The sequence below is a fragment of the Massilia sp. genome (assembly GCF_031995545.1).
Taxonomy (GTDB): domain Bacteria; phylum Pseudomonadota; class Gammaproteobacteria; order Burkholderiales; family Burkholderiaceae_D; genus Telluria.
On the sequence record NZ_DAMAGA010000039.1, the window covers coordinates 1 to 24,944 of the forward strand.

The window sequence follows — 24,944 nt, forward strand, 5'->3', positions numbered from 1 at the left end:
GCGGCCGGAAGCGATGCCTGCGAGCCTATTGAGGAAGCTCAAATGAATTCACGGTATCCCCGCGCGCTGCAGGGCCAACAGGATGCTCCGGCTGGCGCCGTCATCGCGTCCGCTCGCGCATAATGGGGCGACGTCAACGAAGAATGCGCTCACATGGAAATCCTGTTCCTCGGCACCTCGTCGGGCACCCCGACCCGGCAACGCAATATGTCCGGCGTCGCGCTGCGTCTGCGCGGCGCGCGCCAGTGGGTACTGGTCGATTGCGCCGAAGGCACCCAGCACCGCATCCTGCGCACGCCGCTGTCCTTGATGAGCCTGCGCGCGGTGTTCATCACCCACATGCACGGCGACCATTGCTACGGCCTGCCGGGCCTGCTGGCCAGCGCCGGCCTGCTCAATCGCAGCGAACCGCTGACGATCGTCGGCCCGCCGCCGCTGCGCGGCATGATCGAGGCCATCATGGCGGCCAGCGAACTGACCCTGCCCTATCCGGTGACTTTCCTGACGCCGCACGACCTGGAAGATGCATCGCTGCTGCAGGAAGCGCTGCCCGACCTGGCGGTCGAGGCCACGGCGCTGTCGCACCGCATCCCCTCCTGGGCCTACGGCTTCACCGAAAGCGCGCTCGAGCGCCGGCTGGATACCGACAAGCTGCGTGCCGACGCCGTCCCCTCGTCGGCGCTATGGGGCGAACTGCAGCGCGGGCGCGACATCACGCTGGAAGACGGCCGCCGCATCGCCGCCCACGACTACCTGCTGCCGCCGCGGCGCGCACGCCGCATCGTGGTCGCTGGCGACAACGACAGTCCGGAGCTGCTGGCCGAGGCTGCGCGCGGCGTCGACGTGCTGGTGCACGAAGCCACGTATACCGAAGAGATCCTGCTGAAAGTCGGTCCCGGCCCGCAGCACAGCTCGGCGCTACGGGTGGCGCGCTTCGCGCAGGGGGCCGGCGTGCGCAACCTGGTGCTGACCCACTTCAGCCCGCGCTACCAGGATGGCGGGCCATTGCCGCTGTCGCTGCTGGAAGACGAGGCGCGCGCCGGGTTCGACGGCCACCTGGTGCTGGCGCGCGACCTCGATCATTTCGTGCTGGACCGCACCGGGGAGTTGCGGCTGGCGGTGTAGCGCTACTGGAACTCGAGGCCGGCCGGGCCGAGGCGCCCGGTGTCGAACACGTCGGAGCGCCCGCTGCTGAGCATGATGCTGAACGGCGACGCGCCGCGTGCGCCGATGTGCGGATTCGACAGCAGGCCGCCGAAGTCGCCATGGCCCGGTGCGGGCGCAACTTCTTGCGCGCCATCTTGCGCCAGCACTTCGAGCCGTGCATTCAAGGTCGCCACCGTGCCGCGCAGGGCCGCCAGCTGGCGATCCTTCTCCTGCAGCGCGGCCTCGTAATCGGCACACAGCGCACGCAAATCCTGCATGTCGCGCTCGGCATCCAGATGCAGGCGCTCGGCCAGCTCTTCCACCAGCGCCTGCAGCGTGCGCGCGGTCTGCCGTCGCTCGTCGCCGCTACCCGGTGCCTCCGCCGCCAGTTCCTTCAGCAAACGGTGGATGGTCGACTTCGATCCCGTGCCGAGCAGCAGGCGCACGGCGTCGGCCGATGGGTGGCGGCCCTGCGCCAGCAGTTCGTCGCGGCAGGCCCTGACCTGGGCCTTGGTCAATCCGGTGCGTGCCATGTGCGCCTCCTGTCGGTCATGAGCTGGCCTGGTTGACCAGGCCCTGGTTCTGGCTGCGGTTCAGCTTCGGATGCACGATCGGGATGGTCAGCATCGTGCTGGCCACCGCCATCAGCAGCAGCGCGGTGAACATCTCGCTGGTGATGATGCCCTTGTCGAGCAGGATGTTGGCGAAGATGATCTCGATCAGCCCTTTCGATTGCAGCAGCCAGCCGATGATCGAGGCTTCGCCGCGCTTCCAGCCCAGCGTGCGGCCGGCGATGTGGGCGCCGGCCAGCTTGCCGCCGCAGGACGCGAACAGCAGCAGCCCGGCGACAAAGAACACCGAGTAGCCGCCCAGATCCCACTTGGTGCGCAGCCCGGTGCTGAGGAAGAACACCGGCATCATCACCAGCAGCACGTTCTTGAACAGGCTGTCGAGCTGCTCCTGGTCGAACCAGTCGGCGTCCATCACCACGCCGGCCAGGAAGGCGCCGACCATGTAGTGCAGGCCGGCCCAGTCGGCCCCGAAGGCGCAGGCGATCAGCCAGATCAGCGCCACGTACCAGCGGTCGCCCTGCGGCAGGCGCGTCATCAGGCGCCGGTACAGCAAGGTGAGCAGCGTGAACCCGACCAGGAAGCCGGCCTGGCGCCCCACCCGCTCCCAGTCGAGCATGATCAGCGCCAGCACGCCCCAGATCGCGACGTCGTCCAGGCTGGCGTAGCGCATGATGCGCTGGCCCATCGGCTGGCGCAGGATGCCGAGCTTTTCCATCAGCAGCACCAGCACCGGCAGCGCGGTCACGGCGCACGCCATGCCGATGCCGAGCATGAACTGCCAGGTGGCGGCCTGCGGCCCCATCCAGCCCTGATAGCCGACCAGCAGCAAGGCCGCGCCGCAGCCGAACAAGAGCGGCATGCCAAGCGACAGGCCGGCCGTGGTCACGCTCTCGCGCCGGTACTGCCAGACTTTTTTCAGGTCCAGCTCGATCCCGGCCAGCATCACGAACAGCATCACGCCCCACCAGGCGATGCCGTTCAGGGTCTTGACCACGTCGGGATTGAAGACGAAGGCGTGGTACTGCGGAAAGGCAGCGCCCAGCACGCCTGGGCCGAGCAGGATGCCCATGATGATCTGGACTACCACCAGCGGGGCGAAATAATCGGTGCGTCCGAGGCGCCATAGCATGTAGGGCGCCACGAAGATGAGCAGCATCGCGATCAGGAAGATCTCGGTCGTATTCAAGTTGTCTCCGTTATCGTTATCGTTTTTGGATTACGTAATTACGTAACTTGACGAATAGTAACGTGTTTCAGACAACTTGGGAACGATTCCAGAGGACGTTGTTTCTTGGCTGGCGGTCGGGGTGTACCGCCAGCACCTGCCTGCTTACGTGGCCGAAGTCGGTTCTTGCCGATCCTCTGCCTTTTTCGCCGCTTTCGCTGTCGAACCACGTTTCCGGAAGTGCGCGACCTTCTCCTGCAACCCCATCACGAACACGAAGAACGCCGGCACAAACAGCACCGCCAGCACCGTCGCCGCCACCATGCCGCCGAACACCCCGGTCCCGATCGCATGCTGGGTCTCGGCACTGGCGCCGGACGCGATCATCAGCGGCACCACGCCCAGCCCGAACGCGAGCGACGTCATCAAAATCGCGCGCAGACGCAGGCGCGCCGCCTCGACCGCCGACTCCAGCAATCCCTTACCCTCTTCCCGGAACTGCTTGGCGAATTCCACGATCAGGATCGCGTTCTTGGCCGACAGCCCGATCACGGTGATCATGCCGACCTTGAAGAACACGTCGTTCGGCAGCCCGCGCAGCAGCACCGCCGCCACTGCGCCGATCAACCCCAGCGGCACCACCAGCATCACCGAGAACGGAATCGACCAGCTCTCGTACAGCGCCGCCAGCACCAGGAACACCACCAGCATCGACAGCGCCATCAAGAGCGGCGCCTGGGCCGCCGACTCGCGTTCCTGCAGCGACTGGCCGGTCCACTCGACCGCGAAGCCCGGCCCCAGCTGCGCGGCCAGGCGCTCCATCTCTTCCATCGCCTCACCGCTGGACGCGCCCGGCGCGGCGTTGCCGGCGATGCGCATGCTCGGGTAGCCCAGGTAGCGGATCAGCTGCGGCGGTGCCTCGGTCCATACCGGCTTGACCAGTTCCGCCAGCGGCACCATGCCGCCGTTGGCGTTGCGCACGTTCAGCGCCAGCACGTCGTCGACCTGCATGCGCGCCCTTGCCTCGGCCTGGACGATCACCTGCTGCATCCGTCCGGCATTCGGGAAGTCGTTGACGTAGCTGGAACCCATGGCCGCCGACAGCGTCTCGCTGATGTCGGTAAACGACACCCCCAGCGCCTGCGCCTTGGCGCGGTCGATGTCGAGCCGCACGCTGACGCCCGGCGGCAGGCCTTCCGGATACACGCCGGCCACGATCGAACTTTGCGCGGCCAGCGCCAGCAGCTTGTCCTGCGCCGCCTGCAGCGCGGCCTGGCCCTGGTTGGCGCGGTCCTGCAGGCGCAGCGCGAAGCCGGACGAATTGCCCAGGCCATCGATCGCCGGCGGCATCAGGCTCATGATCATGCCTTCGCGGCTGGCGCCCATCGCCTCCGCGGCGGCGGCGACTTCACCCTGCGCGGTCGCCCCTTCACGCTGATCCCAGTCCTTGAGCATGGTGAAGGCCAGCGCCGCGTTCGGCCCCGAACCGGAGAAGCCGAAGCCCAGGATCGCTTCGTTGTCGCCCAGGCCCGGGCGCGACGCGACGTGCGCCTCATACGCCTTGACCACGTTCAGCGTGCGCTCGACGGTGGCTTCACCCGGCAACTGGAACGAGGTGATGAAGTAGCCTTGGTCTTCCTCGGGCAGGAAGGCGGACGGCAGGCCGCGGAAGGCGAACGCCAGCACCACGGCGAGCGCCAGCCAGGCCAGCATCATGCGCCCGGCGCGGCGCGCCAGCACGGTGGTGCCGGCGGTGTAGCGCTCGGTGAGGCGGTCGAACCCGCGGTTGAACCAGCCGAAGAAGCCCTTCTTCTCGTGGTGCCCGCCCTCGACCGGTTTGAGCAGCGTGGCGCACAGCGCCGGCGTGAACGACAGCGCCAGGAAGGCCGAGAACAGGATTGAGACCGCCATCGACAGCGAGAACTGGCGATAGATCACGCCTACGGAGCCGCTGGCGAAGGCCATCGGGATGAACACGGCGGTCAGCACCAGCGTGATGCCGACCACCGCGCCGGTGATCTCGCGCATCGCCTTCTTGGTCGCCTCCTTTGGCGACAGGCCTTCGGTCGCCATCAGGCGCTCGACGTTCTCGACCACCACGATGGCGTCGTCGACGATGATGCCGATCGCCAGCACCATGCCGAACATGGTCAGCACGTTCACCGAGAAGCCGGCCATCAGCATCACGGTGAAGGTGCCGAGCAGCGCGATCGGCGCCACCAGCGCCGGGATCAGGGTGCAGCGCACGTTCTGCAGGAACAGGTACATCACCAGGAACACCAGCACCATCGCCTCGATCAGCGTCATCACCACCTTCTCGATCGAGATCTGCACGAACGGCGCGGTGTCGAACGGCACGCTGTGCTGCATCCCCTGCGGCATCGACTCGGCCAGTTCGTCCAGCCGCGCGCGCACGCCGGCGGCGGTGGCCACGGCATTCGCGCCGGGCGCCATCTGGATGCCGGCGGCGGTGGCCACGTGGCCGTTCTCGCGCGTGCTGAAGCCGTAGCTCTGCGAGCCCAGTTCGACCCGCGCCACGTCCTGCAGCAGCACCGCCGAGCCGTCCGGATTCGCCCGCAGCACGATGGCGCGGAAGGCTTCGGGCGTGGACAGCTGGCCTTCGACTGTCAGTGGCACCGTGATCTGCTGGCCGGCCGGCGCCGGCGCGTCGCCCACGCGGCCCGGCGCGATCTGGGTGTTCTGGCGCGCGATGGCGCCGGTGACGTCGGTCATCGACAAGTTAAACGCAATCAGCCTGGCCGGATCGACCCACACCCGCATCGCCTTTTCGGCGCCGAACAGCTGCACCTTGCCCACCCCTTCCACCCGGCGCAGCTCTTCCACCACGTTGCGCGCCATATAGTCGCCCAGGTCGGTCTCGTCGAAGCGGCCGTCGTTCGAGGTCAGCGCGATGAACATCAGGAAGTTGGAGGTCGCCGACTCCACGATCAGGCCGTTCTGGCGCACCGTCTGCGGCAGGCGCGGCTCGACCGCCTTGATCCGGTTCTGCACGTCCACCTGGGCCAGGTCGGGATCGACGCCGGGGCGGAAGGTGGCAGTGATCTGCGCGGTGCCGCTGGTGTCGCTCGACGATTCGAAATACAGGAGGTGCTTGACGCTCGAGAGTTCGCGCTCGATCAGGCCGATCACGGCGTCGTTCATGGTCTGCGGCGTGGCGCCCGGATAGACCGCGGTGATGGTGACCGTGGGCGGCGCCACCGTCGGATAGCGCTCCACCGGCAGCTGCGGGATGGCGATCGCGCCCAGCAGCACGATGAACAGGGCGATCACCCAGGCGAACACGGGTCGGTCGATGAAGAACTGCGGCATGAAAGTCTTTCGGTAGTCGGAACGATTCAACTGTTGTTACTCGCGCGCTTTCGGTACAGTAGCGGCGGCGGGCAAGACCGCGATTGTGCGGTTGCCCGGTTGTGGTTGAGTTGCACTTTGATGGAGATTCGATGGAGATGCTGCCGCAGGCCGGCGTCGGCCAGGCGCCCGCGCTGGTGCTGATCGCCGAAGACGACGACGAGATCGCCGACATCCTGACCGCCTATTTTTCGCGCGGCGGCTTTCGCACCCTGTGCGCGCTGGATGGACGCCAGGCGCTCGAGCTGCACCTGTCGGCGCGGCCCGACCTGGTACTGCTCGACGTGCAGATGCCGCAGCTGGACGGCTGGATGGTGCTGGCCGAGATCCGCCGCCGCGGCGCCACGCCGGTGATCATGGTCACCGCGATGGACGGCGATATCGACAAGCTGATGGGCCTGCGCACCGGCGCCGACGATTACGTGGTCAAGCCGTTCAACCCGGCCGAAGTGGTGGCGCGCGCCCAGGCGGTGCTGCGCCGCACCCGCCTGCATGGCGCCGGCATGCAGGCGGGTGCGGCCGTGATCCGGGTCGACGACCTGGCGATCGACCTCGACAAGCACGAAGTGACCGTGACCTCGCCCGGCGCCGCGCCGGTGCAGCTGGCGCTGACCCTGACCGAATTCAAGCTGCTGGCGCACCTGGCGCGCGCACCGCGCCAGGTGTTCGGGCGCAGCGAGCTGCTGCTGCACTGCCTGCCGGAAGGCGATACGCTCGAGCGCACCGTCGACAGCCACGTCAGCAAGCTGCGGCGCAAACTGGAAGAAGCCGGCGTGCTCGAGGTCCCGCTCGGCATCCGCGGCGTCGGCTACAAGTTCGGCGGGCGCGCGTGAAGTTCCTGGGCAGCCTGGGCGGACTCACGGGGCTGAGCCGCCAGATCGTGCTGTCGGTCGGCCTGCTGGTGCTGACTGTGGTGGTCGGCATCACGATCGGCTCGTACGCCTTCTATGGCCTGATGTTCTCGTTCGCGCCCGACCACCTGGCCGATGCCGGCTCGTGGGTGCCGTCGAGCCTGGAACTGGCCTGGATCATGCTCACCATCCTGGGCGGCGTGGTACTGGCGATCGTGGTCGCGATCCGGCTGGCGCGGCGCATCCTGGCGCCATTGAATTCGGTGGCGGACAGCCTGCGCCGCGTGTCGCTGGGCGACCTGACGGCGCGCGCCAGCGGCGACGACCGTTCGCTGGGCGAAGCCTCGCTGCTGGTGGAGGACTTCAATACCATGGCCGAGCGGCTCGAGCGCATGGCCAAGGAACAGGTGTTCTGGAACGCCGCCATCGCGCACGAGCTGCGCACGCCGCTGACGGTGCTGCGCGGCCGTCTGCAGGGTCTGGCCGAGGGCGTGTTCGCGCCCGAGCAGCGCCTGTTCGCCAACCTGCTGGCGCAGGTCGAGAACCTGGGCCGGCTGGTCGAGGACTTGCGGGTGGTGGGACTGGCCGACAGCGGCCACCTGACGCTGCACCTGGCGCAATGCGACCTGGCGACCGAGATCCGCGACGTGCTCGCCCTGCTGGAACCGGACCTGCGCGCACGCGGCCTGGTGCTTGCGACCGCACTGGAACAAGGCGAGCTGCCGTGCGACGCGGCGCGCATCCGCCAGGCGCTGCTGGCATTGCTGGACAACGCCAGGTGCCACGCCCTGCCCGGACGCCTGGAGATCGGCCTGCGCCGCGCTGACGGGCACGCGCTGCTGACCGTCAGCGACCAGGGTCCCGGCGTCGACCCGGCATTGGCGGCCACCGTGTTCGACGCTTTCCAGCGCGGCGCCGGCAGCAGCACCGGCAGCGGCCTGGGACTGGCCGTGGTGCGCGCCATCGCCATGGCCCATGGCGGCCAGGCGCGCTGCCTGGCGGCGCCGGGCGGCGGCACCACCTTCGAACTGCGCTGGCCGCTGGCGCAGCGTGTGCCGGGCTCGGCAGCCGGCGCATATAATGCTGGTCACTGAGTTCGATAACTGACGCGCATCCGGGTCGATTCCGGCGCTGCGGGCCGGCCACGTTCACCGCATGAAGATCCGTACCTACCTGCTGCTGATGATCGGCGCGATCATCGTTCCGGTATTTTTACTGGCCGCGATCGCGCTGCGCACCCTGCTGCAGGCCGAGCGCGAAGCCGCGCTGCACACGCTGAGCGAAACCGCCAGCGCCACCGCCCTGCTGGTCGACCGCGAACTGGGCAGCGCCGAAGCGGCGCTGCGCGTGCTGGCGCGCTCGCCGCACCTGGCCACTGGCGACATGCAGGGCTTTTACCGCCACGCCACCAGCGCCGACCGCGGCGACGGCGGCCGCACCATCCTGTTCGCGCCCAGCGGCCAGCAGATCATCAATACCGTGCAGCCGCTGGGCGCGCCGCTGCCGCCGCCGCCCGACTATGTGCGTGTGCGCACGCGGCGGGTGATCGAGACGCAAAAGACGGTGGTCTCGGGCCTGATCAGCGGCGCCGTGCAGAAGATTCCCGTCACCACCATCAACGTCCCGGTGCCGCTGGATGGCGGCCGGCGCTACGTGCTGGCCTCGGTGTTCTCGCCCGATTATTTTTCGAAAGTGATCGCGCGCCGGACGCTGGCGCCGGGCTGGAAGCTGTCGGTGGTCGACACCGAAGGCCACGTCATCGCGCGCACTGGCGAAGCCGCGCGCTTCGGCCAGTTCGCCAACCCGGCCCTGATGCGCGCGGCGGCCGGGCATGTCGAAGGCCTGGCGCGCTACGACACGCGCGCCGGGGTCGACGCCTACCACGCCTTCTTCCGCTCGCCGATGTCGGGCTGGCTGGTGACGGTGTCGGTGCCGGCGCGCGACATCGAGGGCGTGGCGCAGCGCGCGGTGACGCTGGCCGCGGCCGGCATGCTGCTGGCGCTTCTGTGCGCGGCCGCCGCCGCCGCCCTGTTCGGGCGCCGCCTGCTGCGCGCGATCCAGGATGCGGGCGGCTCGGCCGCCATGCTCAGCCGCGGCGAAGTGCCGTCCAGCGGCGCCAGCGGGATCGCCGAAGTCGACCGCCTGCAGCATGCGCTGCACGACGCCGGCGCCAAGCTGTCCCATGCCGCGGCCGAGCGTGCCGCCTTGCTGCAACGCGAACAGGAAGCACGGGTGCTGGCCGAGCAGCAGGTCGAGACGCGCGACGACTTCCTGGCCATGCTCAGCCATGAACTGCGCAACCCGCTCAGCGGCATCGTCGGCGCCACCCAGCTGCTGCGCGGCGGGCCGGCCAGCCCGGCACTGAAGGAGCGCGCCCACGACATCCTGCTACGCCAGAGCAAGCACCTGACCCGCATCGTCGACGACCTGCTGGACCTGGCACGGCTGGCGCGCGGCAAGGTCGAACTCGACATGCGGCCGCTCGACCTGGCCGCCGTGACCGGCGCCGTCGTGGATGCGCTGCGCGTCGGCGGCCGGGTCGCGCACACGCTGCGCTGCGATCTGGCGCCGGCGTGGATCAGGGGCGACCCGACGCGCATCGAACAGGTGGTCGGCAACCTGGTGGGCAATGCGCTGAAATACACGCCGGCCGGCGGCACGGTCGAGATCGTGCTGACCGTGGACGAGGGCCAGGCCCGGCTCACGGTGCGCGACGATGGCATCGGCATCGCGCCCGAGCTGCTGCCGCGACTGTTCGACATCTTCGTGCAGGGCAAAGTGACGCTCGACCGCACGCAGGGCGGGCTGGGGATCGGGCTGTCGGTGGTGCGCAGCCTGGTGGAGCTGCACGGCGGGTCGATCGAGGCGGCCAGCGACGGGCCCGGCAAGGGCAGCACGTTCACGCTGCGCCTGCCGCTGCTGGCCGAACCGCCAGCCGATGCGAACCGTACCGCGCCGGCGCCGGCGCCCGTCGCGGCGGCCAGGTCCGGGGCCGAGGCCAGGGCCGATGACGGCAACTCCACGGTGCTGCTGATCGAGGACAACGACGACGCGCGCACGATGCTGGCGGCGCAGCTGGCGGCGGCCGGCTGCCGGGTACTGGAAGCCGCTAACGGCCCGGACGGCATCGCACTGGCGCGCCAGGGCATCCGGGACTGGCGATCGTCGACATCGGCCTGCCCGGGATGGACGGCTACCAGATCGCCGCCGCCCTGCGCGCCGAGCCGGCGCTGGCCGCCATGCGGCTGCTGGCGCTGACCGGCTACGGCCAGCCGGCCGACCGCGCGAGGGCGCTGGCGGCCGGCTTCGAGCGCCACTACGTCAAGCCGCTCAGGCCGGAGCAGCTGGAAGAGGTGCTGGAGGAATTGCGCACCAGCGCACCGTAGGGTTGGCCCAGGCGGCCCCGCGCTGCGCCGCCGGCGCGGTGATAGTTTGCAGCAAGATCATCCGGTGCGAAAGCGAAGCCGATAACGATCAACGCGCCGGTGGCGGAGCCGACGATTCCCCACCGCGCGGCAGCAGGTCGTGCACGATCTCGTGCAGGCGCTCGACCGATACCGGCTTGCCCAGGTGGGCCGAGAAGCCGGCCTCGCGTGCGCGCTGGATGTCGGCGTCGCGCCGCATGCCGCTCAGGGCGATCGCCGGCAGCCGGGCATGCTTCGGCATGGCGCGCACGCGGCGCAGGAATTCGTAGCCGTCGATCTCGGGCATCGACACGTCCGAGATCACCAGGTCGACTTCCTGGCGCTCGAGCACGGCCAGGCCCTCGAGCGCGCTGGCGGCCTCGAACACGGTGGCGCCGCCGGTCTCGAGCAGCGACTTGAACACCATCAGCATCTCTTCCATGTCGTCCACCACCAGGATGCGCAGGCCGGCCAGGTCGTCGTCGCCCTTGCCGGCGCCGGTCGCGCCCGGCGCCGCATTGTTGGCGAACAGCGGCAGCCAGACGCTGATGCGCGCACCCTTGCCGATGCCGTCCGATGCCGCCTCGATGCGGCCGCCATGCAGCGCGACCAGTTCCTTCACCAGCGCCAGCCCGATCCCGAGGCCGCCCTTGCTGCGGGTGGTCACCGCCATGCTCTGGCCGTACATGTCGAACACGTGCGGCAGGAACGAGGGCGAGATGCCCTGGCCATTGTCGATCACGTCGATGCGCAGCGCGTCCGGCTCGCGCGCCAGGCGTACCTCGATGCGCCCGCCCTTCGGCGTGAACTTGATCGCGTTGCTCAGCAGGTTCATCACCACCTGCTCGATGCGCACGACGTCGGCCAGTACCGGCAGGTTGTCGGCGCCGCCGCTGAATTCGATCGTCATGTCGTGCGCGGCCGGGTCGTTGCGCGTCGCCTCGACCATGCGCTGCAGGACGTCGTCGAGCACGACCGGCGCCATGGTGAGCGACAGCTTGCCGGTGTGTACGCGCGACATGTCCATCAGGTCGTCGATGATCTTGGCCTGGCTCATTACCGCGCTGCGGATGGCCGCGGCGGCGCGCATGAAGCCGGTCGAGTGGCGCAGCTCGGGCATGCGCGCCAGCAGTTCGACGTTGATGTGGATCATGTTCAGCGGATGGCGCAGCTCGTGCGACATCACCGCCAGGAATTCGTCCTTCAGTGCCATCGCGCTCTGGGCATCGGAACGCTCGGCCTGCTCGCGATTGAAGGCCTGCTCGCGCTCCTTGCCCTGGCGCTCGCGCGCGGTCTCGTCGCGCGCTATTTTCGCGTAGCCGTAGAAGTCGCCGTTGCGCAGCGGCGTGGTGACGCCGCTGCAGAAGAATCGGCTGCCGTCCTTGCGCACATGCCAGCGCTCGTCCTCGGCGCGGCCGTCCTCGCGCGCGCGTCTCAGTTCATCCTGCGGTACGCCGGCGGCGATATCGTCGGGCATGAACAGGCGCGCCAGGCCCACGCCCTGCATCTCGCCGGCACTGTAGCCGAACAGGGTTTCGGCGCCCTTGTTCCAGCTGGTCACGCGCCCCTGTTCATCCATCGTGATGATGGCGTAGTCGTTGGCGCTCTCGGCCACCATGCGCATGCGCGCCTCGCTGGCGCGCGCCTGCTCTTCGGCGTGGCGGCGGTCGGTGATGTCGAAGAAGGTCATCACCGCGCCTTCGATGCGGTCCTCGTTGGTGCGGTAAGGCAGCAGGCGCACGATGTAGTAGCGGCCGTCGTTGCTGCGCACTTCGCGTTCGACCAGGCGCAGCGTCTCGAAGCTGGCACTGACGTCCTCGGCCAGCTGGTCGTAGTCGAGCTTGTGGGTCAGGTCGAGCAGCGAACGGCCGACGTCGGACGCGATGATCGAGAACAGGTCGGCCGCGCGCGGCGTGAAACGCTTGATGCGCAGGCCGCTGTCGACAAAGATGGTGGCGATGTCGGTCGAGGCGATCAGGTTGTTGAGGTCGTCGTTGGCCTTGCCGGTTTCCTCGACCTTGACCTTGAGCTCGTAGTTGACCGTGACCAGTTCTTCGTTGACCGACTGCAGTTCTTCCTTGCTGGTCTCGAGTTCTTCGGTGGCCGAGCGCAGTTCTTCGTTGATCGCCTGCAGTTCTTCGTTCGAAGCGCGCAGTTCTTCGGTGGAGATCTCGGAATATTCGATGGTTTCCTGCAGCTGCTCGCGCTTGCGCTGCAGCTCGGCCTCGAGCTGGGACAGCACCACGTCATGGCCGCCGTTCGGCCGCGTCACGGGCGCGCCCGGCTCGGGCTCGGCGCGCTGGAACAGCACCAGCAGGAAATCGCCATCGGATTCATCGTCATGGAATGCGCTGACCGACAGCGCCAGCGTCACCGGCTCCTGGCTGTCCGCCAGCTCGATCGGGCGGCAGTCGACGCGCCCGCCATTCTGGGTCACCTGGTACATGGCGGAGCGCAGTTCGATGCGCAGCTCGGGCAGCACCAGCGCCAGCAGGCTGCGCGACGGCTCGCCGCCGCCCATGCGCAGGTACTGGCCGGCCTGTTCCGACACGTGGATCAGGTTGCCTTCGCGGTCGATCACCACCGACGGCGGCGCGGCCTGCGCCAGTGCGCGCTGGTGCAGCTCGGAATAGGTCGAGACGCGCTTGCCGGGCTGCTTGGGACGGCTGATCTCGGGCAGGCGCACGCCGTACAACGCCGACGACGGGCTTTGGTAATGCATGTGGCGCCCGGTGCTGCGGGCGCGGTAAATGCGGTTCTTCTTGTCGATAGGGATAAAGAACTCCGACACCGATTCGGCCGATTCGGACGAGCCGAGGAACAGGTAGCCACCGGGCTTGAGGGCGAAGTGGAAAGTCTGCAGCACCCGCAGCTGAACGTCGCGGTTGAGGTAAATCAGCAGATTGCGGCATGAAATCAGGTCGAGCCGCGAGAACGGCGGGTCGCGCAGCAGGTTGTGCGAGGCGAACAGGATGCGGTCGCGCAGCGTCTTGCGGATGCGGTAGCGGTTGTCCTCGCGCTTGAAATACTGGCGCAGGCGGGTCGGCGCGACGTCGGTGATGATCGAGGCCGGGTAGTTGCCGGAGCGCGCGATGTCGATCGAATGGTCGTCGATGTCCGAAGCGAATACCTGGAACTGCGGCGGCTGATCGCTCAGCGCGGCCTGGTCGGCCAGCAGCATCGCCAGCGAGTACGCCTCTTCGCCGCTGGCGCAGGCGGCGACCCAGGCGCGCACCTCGTCGTTGGGCGCGCGCTCCTTGAACAGCTCGGGAATGATGTCGCGCTCGAGCGATTCGAAGGCTTCGCGGTCGCGGAAGAAGTTGGTGACGCCGATCAGCATGTCGTCGAGCAGGGCCTTGTTTTCGGCGACGTCGTTTTCGAGCAGGTCGCGGTATTCGGGCAGGGTATTGGTCTGGCGCACCTGCATGCGCCGCTCGATGCGGCGCAGCACGGTGGCGCGCTTGTAATGGCGGAAGTCATGACCGGTGCGCGCCAGCAGCGAGGCAATGATGTCGTGCAGGGCGTCTTCGGCGCCGGCATCGGGATCGATGGTGACGCGATCGATCGGCGCCTCGTCGTCGCCCGTCGGAGGCAGCTGGATGCGCTTGGCGTTGTCCCACAGGTCGATCAGCTTTTGCGGCATCTCGATCGCCGGCATGACGAAATCGACCGCGCCGGTGCGGATCGCCGCGTTCGGCATGCCCTCGTGCTCGGCATCATGCGGACTTTGCACGATGGTCAGCCCGCCCTGCTCCTTGACCCGGCTCAGCCCCACCGCGCCATCCGAACCGGTACCGGACAGCACGATCGCGATCGCACGTTCGCGGTGCACCTGGGCCAGGGTACGGAAGAACAGGTCGATCGCCACGTGCTGGCCGCGCGGACGTTTCAGTTCTTCGACCAGCAGCAGGCCGTCCACCATCGACAGATGCACGTTGGGCGCGATCACGTACACGTGGCCGGGCTCGATCTGGACCCGCGAGGTGACCTGCACCACCGGCATGTTCGTGACGCGCTGCAGGATCGCTGCGGCCGAGCTCGGGTGCTTGGGCGACAGATGCAGGATGATGACGAAGGCCAGCTCGTGCCCGCGCGGCATGTTCTCGAACAGGCGCTGCAGCGCAGGCAGGCCGCCGGCGGAAGCGCCGATGCCGACCACGGGATATTGCAATGTGCTGAGGACGATGCCGGCTTCGACAGGCATGTCCTCTGCCGGGGATGCGGAAGCGGATGTGGTCATGGTCAGCCCTATGGAATTTGCAGTAAGTCTAGACGATTTGACACGAAAAATGCACGAAAAGACGAAAAAATGAAGCCTAGCGGACTTTGTTCGCCCAGCCTGCCGCTCGGTGACGGCGCGCGGAGTGGCCGGATTACCGGGCCGATCGTGATGCGGCGGCCAACCGTTCCTCAGTCCGTTTCGCTGAAGTCGGTCTTTGCCGCCAGGACCCGGCGCAGTGCGGTGTCCGGATCCAGTCCCGCCATGATCAGGTTGATGATTTCCTGCTTGTCCTGCGGCGCCACTTTTTCGCAGGCGCTGCGGTGGGAGCAGAAGTAGGCATACCAGGCGACATCGGCCGGACGCTCCTTGCGTGGTTTCAGGCGCGCAGGCACGGCGGCCCGCGCCATGGCGGCATGGGCGTCGAGCGCGGGCGCGGCGGCGGCCCAGTCGATGCCGGCAACGGCGCGGCGTTCGGCTTCCCATTCGCCCCGGTAGCCCGGGTAAGGCCGCATGCTGGCCGGGTTGACGGCGAGACAGGCCAGGTCGGGATAGCCATGGGCGATGCAGAAGCCGGTAACGAACTGCAATTTCATGCCGATCCCGACCGGGACCGCGCGGCCAAGCGCTGCATCCCTGGGGTGCAGGCTGCGCGCCAGCGTCAGCAGATCGGTGTAGCTGATCAGGGCGCCGCGCATGGCGCGTGCGTGGTGTGCCAGCGCTTCGTGGATGCGCAGGCCGATCTCGATGTCGTTGAGGGTAAAACCGGGGTCTGCTGCGGCGGCGCTGGTCATGGGCGGTTGGTCAAGAAGTCACGGCGACGATTGTAGCGTGCCTGGCTGCCGCCCCTCCAGGATGGCAAAAGGGGTTACGGCATGCCGTAACCCCATGATCTGCCAAGCGCATTGGTAGGCCTCCCGTGAGTCGAACACGGCACCAACGGATTATGAGTCCGCTGCTCTAACCAAGCATGAGCTAGAGGCCCAGAAACTGGAACGGTGGAAAATGAACTCGCCACCGGCTCACCGGCATGTTGCCGGACGAGCGAAGTGGCGAGAGCATATTGCTTTTACTACAGGTCCGTCAAGCGTGGACCAACAATCAGCTGCTGCCCTCGAGGAAGCTCTTCAGCTTGTCAGAGCGCGACGGGTGCCGCAACTTGCGCAGCGCCTTCGCTTCGATCTGGCGAATCCGCTCACGGGTGACGTCGAACTGCTTGCCGACCTCTTCCAGCGTGTGGTCGGTCGACATCTCGATGCCGAAGCGCATGCGCAGCACCTTGGCTTCGCGCGGGGTCAGCGAGTCGAGCACGTCCTTCACCACACCGCGCATCGAGGCGTGCAGCGCGGCGTCCGACGGTGCCAGCGTATTGTTGTCCTCGATAAAATCGCCCAGATGCGAATCGTCATCGTCACCGATCGGCGTTTCCATGGAAATCGGCTCTTTGGCGATTTTCATGATCTTGCGAATCTTATCTTCCGGCATTTCCATCTTGATGGCGAGGGTCGCCGGATCCGGTTCGGCGCCGGTCTCTTGCAGGATCTGGCGCGAGATCCGGTTCATCTTGTTGATCGTTTCGATCATGTGCACCGGAATACGGATCGTACGTGCCTGGTCCGCGATCGAACGCGTGATCGCCTGGCGGATCCACCACGTCGCATACGTCGAGAATTTATAGCCGCGACGGTATTCGAACTTGTCCACCGCCTTCATCAGGCCGATATTGCCTTCCTGAATCAGGTCCAGGAACTGCAGGCCGCGGTTGGTGTACTTCTTGGCGATCGAGATCACCAGACGCAGGTTGGCCTCGGTCATCTCGCGCTTGGCCTTGCGCGCCTTCATTTCACCGGCCGCCATCTGGCGGTTGATGTTGCGCAGGTCCGGCAGCGGCAGCACGACGCGCGCTTGCAGGTCGATCAGACGTTGCTGCAGTTCCTTGATCGTCGGGATGTTGCGGCCCAGGATGGCGCTGTAGGCGTGGCCGGCGTTGACTTCGCCGTCGACCCATTCCAGGTTGGTTTCGTTGCCCGGGAAGACCTTGATGAAGTGAGCGCGCGGCATGCCGCAGCGGTTCACCGCGACGTCCAGGATCTGCTTCTCGATGTGGCGCACTTCGTCGACCTGGCCGCGCAGCGTGTCGCACAGCTTCTCGACCACTTTCGCCGTGAAGCGGATGCCGAGGAGTTCGTTCGAGATCGATTCCTGCGCCTTGACGTAGGCCTTGGAGTTGTAGCCGTCCTTTTCGAACGCCTTGCGCATCTTCTCGAACTGCTGGGAGATTTCGCCGAACTTGCCGAGCGCGGATTGCTTCAGCGCTTCGAGCTGCTCGGCCGAATAGCCGGCGGCGCCGGAGCTGCTGGCGGCTTCCTCTTCCTCTTCTTCCTCTTCTTCCTCGGCCTCGTCATCCTCTTCGTCGTCGGAATCGGTCGAGGTCGTGGCGACCGCGGTCGGCGAAGTCTGCTCGTCGCTTTCTTCTTCGACCAGGCCGTCGACGATCTCGTCGATCTTGATCTCGTCGCGCTCGATTTTGGCGGCGGCGTCGATGATCTCGGCGATGGTCACCGGGCAGGCGGAAATCGCCTGGATCATGTCGCGCAGGCCGTCTTCGATGCGCTTGGCGATCTCGATCTCGCCTTCGCGCGTCAGCAGCTCGACCGAACCCATTTCGCGCATGTACATGCGCACCGGGTCGGTGGTGCGGCCGAAGTCGGAATCGACCGTCGACAGCGCCGCTTCGGCGGCGGCCTCGGCTTCATCGTCGCTGGTCGCGTTCGGGACATTGTCGGACAACAGTAGCGTCTCGGCATCGGGCGCGTGTTCGTACACGGCGATGCCCATATCGTTGAAGGTGCCGATGATGCCTTCGATCGCTTCCGGATCGACAATGTTCTCGGGCAGGTGGTCGTTGATCTCGGAGTACGTGAGGAAGCCGCGCTCCTTGCCCGACTTGATCAGGGCCTTGAGCTTGTTGCGGCGCAGCTCGAGCTCTTCTTCGCTGGCCTCGGTATCGGACGAGAACGCGTCCTTCAGCAGCGCCTTTTCCTTGGCCTTGCGGTCCTTGGCCTTGGCCTTGTCCGCGGCCTTCAGTTCGGCACGCTCGACCGCGTTCAGTGCGGCGATCTCATCGTTCTCGGGGGTGAATTCTTTGGGCTTGCGGCCACGGCGTCCCGGTACCTTGACGGTCGGCAGGACATAGCCGGACGTGTCGATCGCAGCCAGTGCGGCTGCATCGGTCGTCTGGCTGACAGGCGCTGGGTTCGCCGTACGAACCTCGGCCTTGTCTTGCGATTTGTCCACCTTCGCAGCGGACGCTCTCGTGGTTTTGGCAGCCACTTTGGTTTCGGGTTTCTTGGTTGGCACAGGCGCTTTCGATGTCACAACGACGAACTTTACGATGGTTAAAGATAAAGTTTTGTTACCTTACATCTCCTGCAGGCACAAATCTATGGCCCCGCTAACTGAAACTCCACGCATGCAATTGAACCAAAAAGGGTTTCAACAGTTGCAATAGTTAGCGTTTTATTATAGCACGCACCCCTTTTTTTTCCAGTTGCGGACGCCTGCCCATCCATAGCGGATGAGAGCGGTTTTGAAGGCGATCATCGGGGTGTCATCTCTGCTGCAGCCTCGCGGGCCAGGAGGTCCTGCTGAGCGACGATCTCGCGGTAGCGAGTGCTTACCTGATCTGGGGTCAGTCCCGAAGAAAACAACTGGTTAAGTTCTTGTTTTAACGAGTCCATTTTGATTTGACGTATCGCACTGAGCAGCACGATGCGGTCGGAATCGGCATCGTTTTCGGGTTCGGCGGCGATCTCGGCGATCATGTCGTCATACTCGGTGGTCACTTCTCGCAACTGTTGCGACAACGCTGCAAAGGTGCCGGCTTCGCCCAGCGCCTGCGCGGTTTCGACCAGGTGACGTAGGCGGTCGCTCGACTCCTCGCCAAAATGGTTGAATGCCGCCAGCGCGTTCTCGTCGAGCGCCAGCGCCAGGTGCGGGTGAGCGACCAGGATGCGCAGCATCTTCAGTTCCAGACCGACCGGCTGTGGCCGGCCCTGGCGCGGCGGCGCGCGTTTCACGGCAGCCACCGGCTTGGACAACTCGAACAGGCTTTCGATCTCCGCCGGCGTCGATTGGGTCATGCTGGCCAGGCCGCGCACGATCTGCAGGCGCAGGCTGGTCGGCGACATCGCCTGCAGCAACGGCCGGGCTTCGAACTGGGCGTGGGCGCGGCCTTCCGGTGAATCGAGGTCATGTTCCTGCGTCACTTCGCGCAGCAGGAATTGCGACAGCGGCATTGCGTCGGCAATTTCCTGCTCGAAGGCTTCGGCGCCGCGTTCGCGCACGAAGCTGTCCGGATCGTGCTCTTGCGGCAGGAACAGGAACTTGATGGTCTTGTCGTCGCCCACCTGCGGCAGGCAGGCTTCGAGCGCGCGCCGCGCAGCCTTGCGTCCGGCACGGTCGCCGTCGAAGCTGAAGATCACGGTGTCGGTCTGGCGCAGCAGCTTTTGCACGTGGGTACTGGTGCAGGCAGTGCCGAGCGTGGCGACCGCTTGCGGGAAGCCGAGCTGGGCCAGCGCGACCACGTCCATATAGCCTTCGGTCACCAGCACGTAGCCGGCGTCGCGGATCGCCTGGCGCGCTTCGAACAAGCCGTACAGTTCCAGGCCTTTCTGGAACAGCGGCGTTTCGGGCGAGTTCAGGTACTTCGGTTCGCCGCCGTCCATCACCCGGCCGCCGAAGCCGATCACTTGGCCCTTGGTGTTGCGGATTGGGAACATCACCCGTTCGCGGAAACGGTCATAGCGCTTGTGGCGGTTGCCTTCTTCGTCGACTTTGTCGATCACCAGGCCGGACTCGACCAGCACGTGGACGTCGTAGTCAGGGAACACGCTGCGCAGGCTGTCCCAGCCCGACGGCGCGTAGCCCATGGCGAAGCGAGCGGCCACTTCGCCGGTCAGGCCGCGTTTCTTGAGGTAGCCAATGGCATTCGGGGCGTCGCGCAGCTGGGCGCGGTAGAAGTTACAGGCTTGCGTCAGGGCTTCAGTCAGCGCCAATGATTGCGCCTGCTGGGCGGCGCGCTGGGCCGGCGGGATCTTGTCGTCCGCTTCGGGGACGATCATGCCGACGTTCTGGGCCAGGTCCTTGACCGCGTCGACGAAGCCCATGCCCGAGTACTCGATCAGGAAGCCGATCGCGGTACCGTGGGCGCCGCAGCCGAAGCAGTGATAGAACTGCTTGGTCGGACTGACCGTGAAGCTGGGGGACTTTTCGTTGTGGAACGGGCACAGGCCCATGAAGTTGGCCCCGCCCTTTTTCAGCTGGACGTAGCGGCCGACGATGTCGACGATGTCGACACGGTTAAGCAAATCGGTGATGAATGTTTGCGGGATCACTTTGGCGTTACTCAGTGTTTGTCCGGGTTCAGACTATACCGCAGGGCTCGGTGCAAGTTGATGTGCAACAAGTTGCGAACGAGGATGGGTCCGCTGGGAATGGTGGTGGTTTGTTGGTGTTGTTTAGTTGGTGTTGTTAAGTTGGCGCAACAGATATCGCCAGCTCGCGATTCGCAACCATCTTATCCAACGTCATTCCCGCAAAGGCGGGAACCTAAGTTTTACGCGCACAACTGAAAGCAAACGGAGTGGTACGCGAAGAAACTTGGATCCCCGCCTTCGCGGGGATGACGGTTTTTAAGCTAACAACAGAATGGCTTACGCGCCAGCCAGCGCCTTCTTTACCAGCGCCGACACCACGGTCATGTCAGCACGACCAGCCAGCTTCGGCTTGAGCACGCCCATCAGCTTGCCCATATCGCCCGGACCGGCAGCGCCGGTAGCAGCCACGGCCGCCGCGACTTCAGCAGCAATCTCTTCGTCCGACAGGCCGGCCGGCATATAGGTCGACAGAATGGCCAGTTCGGCCTTTTCGATATCCGCCAGGTCGGCACGGCCGCCGGCTTCGAACTGGGTGATCGAATCCTTGCGCTGCTTGATCATCTTTTCGATCACGGCCAGCACCTGGGTGTCGTTCAGCTCGGTCTGTTCGTCGAGTTCCTTGCGCTTGACTTCGGCGATGATCAGGCGCACTGCCGCCAGGCGGCCGCTTTCCTTGGCGCGCATCGCGGCTTTCATGTCGTCGGTCAGTTGTTCTTTCAAGCTCATGGGATCTCCGTGTTAGATGAAATGGGGCTGCGAGCTCATCAATAACCCGCAGCCAAACGACAAAACCCGCTGCGGCGAAACCGGAGCGGGCTTGCGGACATCAGCGACTCGCCGGGACAGGCAATGCCGTCACCGGGTCTTGGCCGGCTGGACTGTCTTAGTACAGTTTCTTCGGCAGTTGCTGGCTGCGGATGCGCTTGTAGTGGCGCTTCACTGCAGCGGCCAGCTTGCGCTTGCGCTCAGCGGTTGGCTTTTCGTAGAACTCGCGTGCGCGCAGTTCCGTCAGCAGACCGGTCTTTTCGATGGTGCGCTTGAAGCGACGCATTGCGACTTCAAACGGCTCGTTTTCTTTAAGGCGGATAGTGGTCATGTAAAAAATTCAAACCGTTGGATTTAGGGAAGAACGAAATTCTAGCAGCATTTCAAGCCCAGTGGAAGCTTTTATCAAGATGTGATGCATTTGCCACATCGTCAATTTCTCACGTTGCAGCCAGCGCCAGACCGGCCGCCACGCCCGAGGCCCAGGCCCATTGGAAGTTGTAGCCACCCAGCCAGCCGGTGACGTCGACCGTCTCGCCGACGAAATATAAACCCGGCACTTTATTCGCCATCATGGTCTGCTGCGACAGCTCGCGCGTGTCGACCCCGCCCAGCGTCACCTCGGCCTTCTTGTAGCCTTCCGAGCCGGTCGGGACGATGGCCCAGCGGTTGATGGCGTCGCCCAGCTTGCGCAATTTGGCGTCGGCCATGTCGGCCAGGCGTGCAGTTGGATCGAAATCATTGCCGAGCAACAGGCCTTCGGCCAGGCGCGCCGGCAGCCATTGGGCCAGCACATTGCCCAACTGCTTTTTCTCGGTTTTCTTCAGTCCGATCAGGGTCTCGGCGACGTCCATCTCGGGCAGCAGGTTCAGCACGATCGGCGTGCCCGGCTGCCAGTAGCTGGAAATCTGCAGAATTGCCGGGCCCGAGAGGCCGCGGTGGGTGAACAGCAGGTCTTCGCGGAAGTGACCATTGGTTTGAGATCCACCCCGTGCGCCCTTGCCTTTGCCGCTGCCGGTGCTGACTTCCACTTCGAGCGCGATGCCGGCCAGCGGCACGAACGGCTGCCAGCTGGGGCCATCAAAAGTCAGCGGCACCAGGCCGGGACGGGTCTCGATGATCTTCAGATCGAAGCCGCTGGCGATGCGATAGCCGAGGTCGGTCGCGCCGATCTTCGGGATCGACAGGCCGCCAGTGGCGACCACGACATTGGCTACCTGCAGCTCGCCCTGATCGGTCTCGACCGTGAAGCCGGTGTCGCTCTTGCGCACGCCGCCGACCTTGCACGGCATCCACCATTGCACGCCGCCGAGTTCGCATTCGGCGCGCAGCATGCCGATGATCTGCTCGCTCGAGTCGTCGCAGAACAGCTGGCCCTTGTGCTTCTCGTGATACGCGATGCGGTGCTTCTTGACCAGGGCAAGGAAGTCTTGCGCCGTGTAGCGTGACAGCGCGCTCTTGCAGAAGTGCGGGTTCTGCGACAGGAAGTTCTGCGGCGCGGCATTGACGTTGGTGAAATTGCAGCGGCCGCCGCCCGAGATGCGGATCTTCTCGGCCAGTTTGGTCGCATGGTCGAGCAGCACCACGCGCTTGCCGCCCTGCGCCGCCACGGCCGCGCACATCATGCCGGCCGCGCCCGCGCCGATTACCGCCACATCATATTGTTTTGCCATGCTGCCGTCTTCCTGGCGCTCGCGCGCTTGCCCAAACCTGCCATTGTAATCCGGCGGAGCGTTCGCAGTCAGTAGCCTGGCTGCAACTCAGGCCGACACGGGCTGGCGTTGGCGGATGGCGCGCGACACTTGCACGCAGTGCGCTACCTGGGTCGCGATCGAGGCCGGCACCGGCACCTCGCCGCGCAGGGCGGCCCCGATCCAGGCCGCGGTGGTGGCCGCGTCGCGTCCGTCCGGCACGTCGGATTGCAGGTCGGTCGGCGCGTCGCGCTCCACCAGCAGCGCCTGCTGTCCCTCATGGAACCAGTCGATGCGCTGGGCGCGGTGCGGGTGGGCCACGGTTTCGCCCTCGGTGCCGCGCATCAGGAAGGCGTCGCCGCGGGTGTCATTTGCGGCTTGCAGGAAATAGCTGCCCAGCGTTTCCAGGTACTCGGGGTGGGTGTACGACACCAGGCGCAGTGCCGGGCCGTCGAATGGCTGCAGGATCTTGACCAGGGTATGGGTCGAGTTGCGTACGCCCAGTACGCGGCGTAGCGACAGCATGTGGGCCAGCTGCGGCGCCAGCCGTTCGATCGGCATGAAGGCCGGGCGGCGGGCGGCGAAGGCGTCCATCAGATCGGCGGTGGAGCCGGCCTCGGCCAGGCCGAGCTCGGCCAGGATCTCGGCGGTGGTCACGCGGCCCGGATCGTTCTTGACGCCGTGTACCAGCACCGGCACGCCTTCGCGCGCCAGCAGCAAGGCCAGCAGCGGGGTCAGGTTGGCCAGCTTGCGCGCGCCGTTGTAGGTCGGGATCAGGATCGGAGCGAATTCGCCCGGCGGGCTCGGCAGTGGCGCGAACGAGGCTTCGGCGGCGTCCATGAAGCCGGCCAGCTCATCCACCGCCTCGCCCTTGATGCGCATGGCGAGCAGGACCGCGCCCAGTTCCAGGTCCGACACCCTTCCCTGCAGCATGGCGCCGTAAAGGTTGCGGGCATCAATGCGCGACATGCTGCGCGCGCCTTTGACGCCGCGGCCGATTTCCTTGATAAAGGGGGCGGCGGCAAAGCGCGCCTGGTCTGGTTGGTGTTCGGTTGTCATGGCAAAAGGATACACGGGAATCGTGGCCCTGATGCAGCTCGTGCCATGCCAACGCTGTCATCTATATCCTGCGAGCAATGGTTTTGCGCCGAACCATGTGCACGTGCAGCAATTTCCGTCTACACTGGTCAATCCCCCAAGAGACTCCCATACAGCATCATGATCAGTACGCCCGATATCGAAAACACCAACGTCAGCTCGTTCGCCCGCATGCCCACGCCGGTCGAGCTGCACGCCACCCTGCCGCTGAGCGACGCCGCCTTCGCCACCGTGATGCAGGGCCGCGCCCTGCTCCGCAATATCCTCGACCGCAAGGACAAGCGCCTGTTCGTCGTGGTCGGCCCCTGCTCGATCCACGATCCGGAAGCCGGCCTCGACTATGCGCGCCGCCTCAAGGCGCTGCAGGAAGAGGTCAAGGACACCATGGTGCTGGTGATGCGCGTGTATTTCGAGAAGCCGCGCACCACCACCGGCTGGAAGGGCTATATCAACGATCCGTTCATGGACGATTCGTTCCGCGTCGATGTCGGCATGGAACGTGCGCGCCGCTTCCTGCTCGATGTGTGCGAGCTGGGCTTGCCGACCGCGACCGAGGCGCTGGACCCGATCTCGCCGCAATACCTGGGCGACCTGATCGCCTGGACCGCGATCGGCGCGCGCACCACCGAATCGCAGACCCACCGCGAAATGTCATCCGGCCTGTCGACTCCGGTCGGCTTCAAGAACGGCACCGACGGCGACGTCAGCATCGCGGTGAATGCCGTGCTGTCCTCGTCCAGCCCGCACGCCTTCCTCGGCATCAACGACCAGGGCTCGGTGGCGATCGTGCGCACCAGCGGCAACGCCTACGGCCATGTGGTGCTGCGCGGTGGCGGCGGTCGCCCGAACTACGATTCGGTGTCGGTGACCATTGCCGAGCAGGCATTGGAAAAGGCCAAGCTGCCGGCCAATCTGGTGGTCGATTGCTCGCACGCTAACAGCTACAAGAAGCCTGAACTGCAGCCGCTGGTGATGTCGGACGTGATCCAGCAGATCCGCCACGGTAACCGTTCGCTGGTGGGCGTGATGATCGAATCGAATATCGTCAGCGGCAACCAGGCAATTCCCGCCGACCTGTCGCAACTGAAATACGGCTGCTCGGTGACCGATGGCTGCATCGGCTGGGAAGAAACCGAGGCGATGTTGCGCAGCGCGCATCAAGAACTGCTGCAACGCCCGTAAAAATGCCGTGCGCTCCCGGGGACGCTCGTTCCCGGGGTAAAATC

General features: G+C 65.9%; 17 protein-coding genes and 1 tRNA gene. 6 read left to right on the plus strand and 12 right to left on the minus strand.

The features are described 5' to 3' along the window. The first annotated feature begins 153 nt into the window (after positions 1 to 153). Entirely contained in the window at positions 154 to 1,125 is a 972-nt protein-coding gene (locus RTQ83_RS20270) for a ribonuclease Z (RefSeq protein ID WP_312518574.1), read from the plus strand. A 2-nt stretch (positions 1,126 to 1,127) separates the two neighbouring features. On the opposite strand, the gene RTQ83_RS20275 is transcribed toward RTQ83_RS20270, so the two are convergent. The 3 genes from RTQ83_RS20275 to RTQ83_RS20285 form a co-directional block, all read right to left on the minus strand. Beyond that, the gene (locus tag RTQ83_RS20275) at positions 1,128 to 1,679 is read right to left on the minus strand and encodes a DNA-binding protein (protein ID WP_312518577.1); all 552 of its coding nucleotides are present in this window, start codon (positions 1,677 to 1,679) and stop codon (positions 1,128 to 1,130) included. A gap of 16 nt (positions 1,680 to 1,695) precedes the next feature. Then, entirely contained in the window at positions 1,696 to 2,904 is a 1,209-nt protein-coding gene (locus tag RTQ83_RS20280) for a cation:proton antiporter (RefSeq protein WP_312518580.1), read from the minus strand. Between the two features lie 144 nt (positions 2,905 to 3,048). Further along, positions 3,049 to 6,213 carry an efflux RND transporter permease subunit gene (locus RTQ83_RS20285; RefSeq protein ID WP_312518583.1) on the minus strand — a complete coding sequence of 1,055 codons (3,165 nt, stop codon included), beginning with the start codon at positions 6,211 to 6,213 and terminating at the stop codon, positions 3,049 to 3,051. Positions 6,214 to 6,344: 131 nt separating this feature from the next. Between RTQ83_RS20285 and RTQ83_RS20290 the strand changes: the two genes are divergently transcribed. The 4 genes from RTQ83_RS20290 (at position 6,345) to RTQ83_RS20305 (ending at position 10,489) form a co-directional block, all read left to right on the plus strand. Next, on the plus strand, positions 6,345 to 7,085 hold the full coding sequence (locus tag RTQ83_RS20290) for a response regulator (RefSeq protein ID WP_409456134.1): 741 nt from the start codon (positions 6,345 to 6,347) through the stop codon (positions 7,083 to 7,085). A gap of 14 nt (positions 7,086 to 7,099) precedes the next feature. Next, the gene (locus tag RTQ83_RS20295) at positions 7,100 to 8,197 is read left to right on the plus strand and encodes an ATP-binding protein (RefSeq protein ID WP_409456136.1); all 1,098 of its coding nucleotides are present in this window, start codon (positions 7,100 to 7,102) and stop codon (positions 8,195 to 8,197) included. Between the two features lie 61 nt (positions 8,198 to 8,258). Continuing rightward, the gene (locus tag RTQ83_RS20300) at positions 8,259 to 10,361 is read left to right on the plus strand and encodes an ATP-binding protein (protein ID WP_312518588.1); all 2,103 of its coding nucleotides are present in this window, start codon (positions 8,259 to 8,261) and stop codon (positions 10,359 to 10,361) included. After that, on the plus strand, positions 10,289 to 10,489 hold the full coding sequence (locus RTQ83_RS20305) for a hypothetical protein (RefSeq protein WP_312518590.1): 201 nt from the start codon (positions 10,289 to 10,291) through the stop codon (positions 10,487 to 10,489). Before RTQ83_RS20300 ends, RTQ83_RS20305 begins: the two co-directional genes overlap by 73 nt. 88 nt (positions 10,490 to 10,577) lie before the next feature. Here RTQ83_RS20305 and RTQ83_RS20310 read toward each other — a convergent pair whose 3' ends face one another. From RTQ83_RS20310 to ybiB, 9 genes are all read right to left on the minus strand, one after another. After that, positions 10,578 to 14,711, minus strand: a complete 4,134-nt coding sequence (locus RTQ83_RS20310; RefSeq protein ID WP_312518592.1) for a CheR family methyltransferase — start codon at positions 14,709 to 14,711, stop codon at positions 10,578 to 10,580. A 206-nt stretch (positions 14,712 to 14,917) separates the two neighbouring features. Then, positions 14,918 to 15,520 (minus strand): hypothetical protein, encoded by a 603-nt coding sequence (locus RTQ83_RS20315; RefSeq protein ID WP_312518595.1) that lies wholly within the window; start codon positions 15,518 to 15,520, stop codon positions 14,918 to 14,920. Between the two features lie 112 nt (positions 15,521 to 15,632). Beyond that, positions 15,633 to 15,711 (minus strand) — tRNA-Ile (locus tag RTQ83_RS20320). Between the two features lie 116 nt (positions 15,712 to 15,827). Beyond that, positions 15,828 to 18,086 carry an RNA polymerase sigma factor RpoD gene (gene rpoD, locus RTQ83_RS20325; RefSeq protein WP_312518597.1) on the minus strand — a complete coding sequence of 753 codons (2,259 nt, stop codon included), beginning with the start codon at positions 18,084 to 18,086 and terminating at the stop codon, positions 15,828 to 15,830. A 239-nt stretch (positions 18,087 to 18,325) separates the two neighbouring features. Further along, a complete protein-coding gene (dnaG, locus tag RTQ83_RS20330) occupies positions 18,326 to 20,122 on the minus strand; it encodes a DNA primase (RefSeq protein ID WP_312518599.1) in 1,797 nt (598 codons plus the stop codon). Positions 20,123 to 20,440: 318 nt separating this feature from the next. Continuing rightward, complete coding sequence (locus RTQ83_RS20335) at positions 20,441 to 20,890, minus strand: GatB/YqeY domain-containing protein (protein WP_312518600.1); 450 nt, start codon at positions 20,888 to 20,890, stop codon at positions 20,441 to 20,443. A 157-nt stretch (positions 20,891 to 21,047) separates the two neighbouring features. Then, a complete protein-coding gene (gene rpsU / locus RTQ83_RS20340) occupies positions 21,048 to 21,260 on the minus strand; it encodes a 30S ribosomal protein S21 (protein ID WP_005665410.1) in 213 nt (70 codons plus the stop codon). 109 nt (positions 21,261 to 21,369) lie between these two features. Then, positions 21,370 to 22,602: an NAD(P)/FAD-dependent oxidoreductase gene (locus tag RTQ83_RS20345; protein WP_312518603.1), complete on the minus strand. Its 1,233-nt coding sequence runs from the start codon at positions 22,600 to 22,602 to the stop codon at positions 21,370 to 21,372. Between the two features lie 87 nt (positions 22,603 to 22,689). Then, a complete protein-coding gene (gene ybiB, locus RTQ83_RS20350) occupies positions 22,690 to 23,679 on the minus strand; it encodes a DNA-binding protein YbiB (protein WP_312518605.1) in 990 nt (329 codons plus the stop codon). Positions 23,680 to 23,838: 159 nt separating this feature from the next. Between ybiB and RTQ83_RS20355 the strand changes: the two genes are divergently transcribed. After that, positions 23,839 to 24,900 carry a 3-deoxy-7-phosphoheptulonate synthase gene (locus tag RTQ83_RS20355; protein ID WP_312518608.1) on the plus strand — a complete coding sequence of 354 codons (1,062 nt, stop codon included), beginning with the start codon at positions 23,839 to 23,841 and terminating at the stop codon, positions 24,898 to 24,900. Positions 24,901 to 24,944 lie beyond the last annotated feature (44 nt).

Excerpts from the sequence above, each read along its gene's own strand:
- RTQ83_RS20270 (WP_312518574.1), top strand. The coding sequence starts at position 154 with ATGGAAATCCTGTTCCTCGGCACCTCGTCGGGCACCCCGACCCGGCAA.
- RTQ83_RS20285 (WP_312518583.1), bottom strand. The coding sequence starts at position 6,213 with ATGCCGCAGTTCTTCATCGACCGACCCGTGTTCGCCTGGGTGATCGCC.
- RTQ83_RS20315 (WP_312518595.1), bottom strand. The coding sequence starts at position 15,520 with ATGACCAGCGCCGCCGCAGCAGACCCCGGTTTTACCCTCAACGACATC.
- RTQ83_RS20355 (WP_312518608.1), top strand. The coding sequence starts at position 23,839 with ATGATCAGTACGCCCGATATCGAAAACACCAACGTCAGCTCGTTCGCC.
- RTQ83_RS20300 (WP_312518588.1), top strand. The coding sequence starts at position 8,259 with ATGAAGATCCGTACCTACCTGCTGCTGATGATCGGCGCGATCATCGTT.
- RTQ83_RS20305 (WP_312518590.1), top strand. The coding sequence starts at position 10,289 with ATGGACGGCTACCAGATCGCCGCCGCCCTGCGCGCCGAGCCGGCGCTG.
- RTQ83_RS20345 (WP_312518603.1), bottom strand. The coding sequence starts at position 22,602 with ATGGCAAAACAATATGATGTGGCGGTAATCGGCGCGGGCGCGGCCGGC.
- RTQ83_RS20335 (WP_312518600.1), bottom strand. The coding sequence starts at position 20,890 with ATGAGCTTGAAAGAACAACTGACCGACGACATGAAAGCCGCGATGCGC.
- RTQ83_RS20275 (WP_312518577.1), bottom strand. The coding sequence starts at position 1,679 with ATGGCACGCACCGGATTGACCAAGGCCCAGGTCAGGGCCTGCCGCGAC.
- RTQ83_RS20310 (WP_312518592.1), bottom strand. The coding sequence starts at position 14,711 with ATGCCTGTCGAAGCCGGCATCGTCCTCAGCACATTGCAATATCCCGTG.
- rpsU (WP_005665410.1), bottom strand. The coding sequence starts at position 21,260 with ATGACCACTATCCGCCTTAAAGAAAACGAGCCGTTTGAAGTCGCAATG.
- RTQ83_RS20290 (WP_409456134.1), top strand. The coding sequence starts at position 6,345 with ATGGAGATGCTGCCGCAGGCCGGCGTCGGCCAGGCGCCCGCGCTGGTG.
- ybiB (WP_312518605.1), bottom strand. The coding sequence starts at position 23,679 with ATGACAACCGAACACCAACCAGACCAGGCGCGCTTTGCCGCCGCCCCC.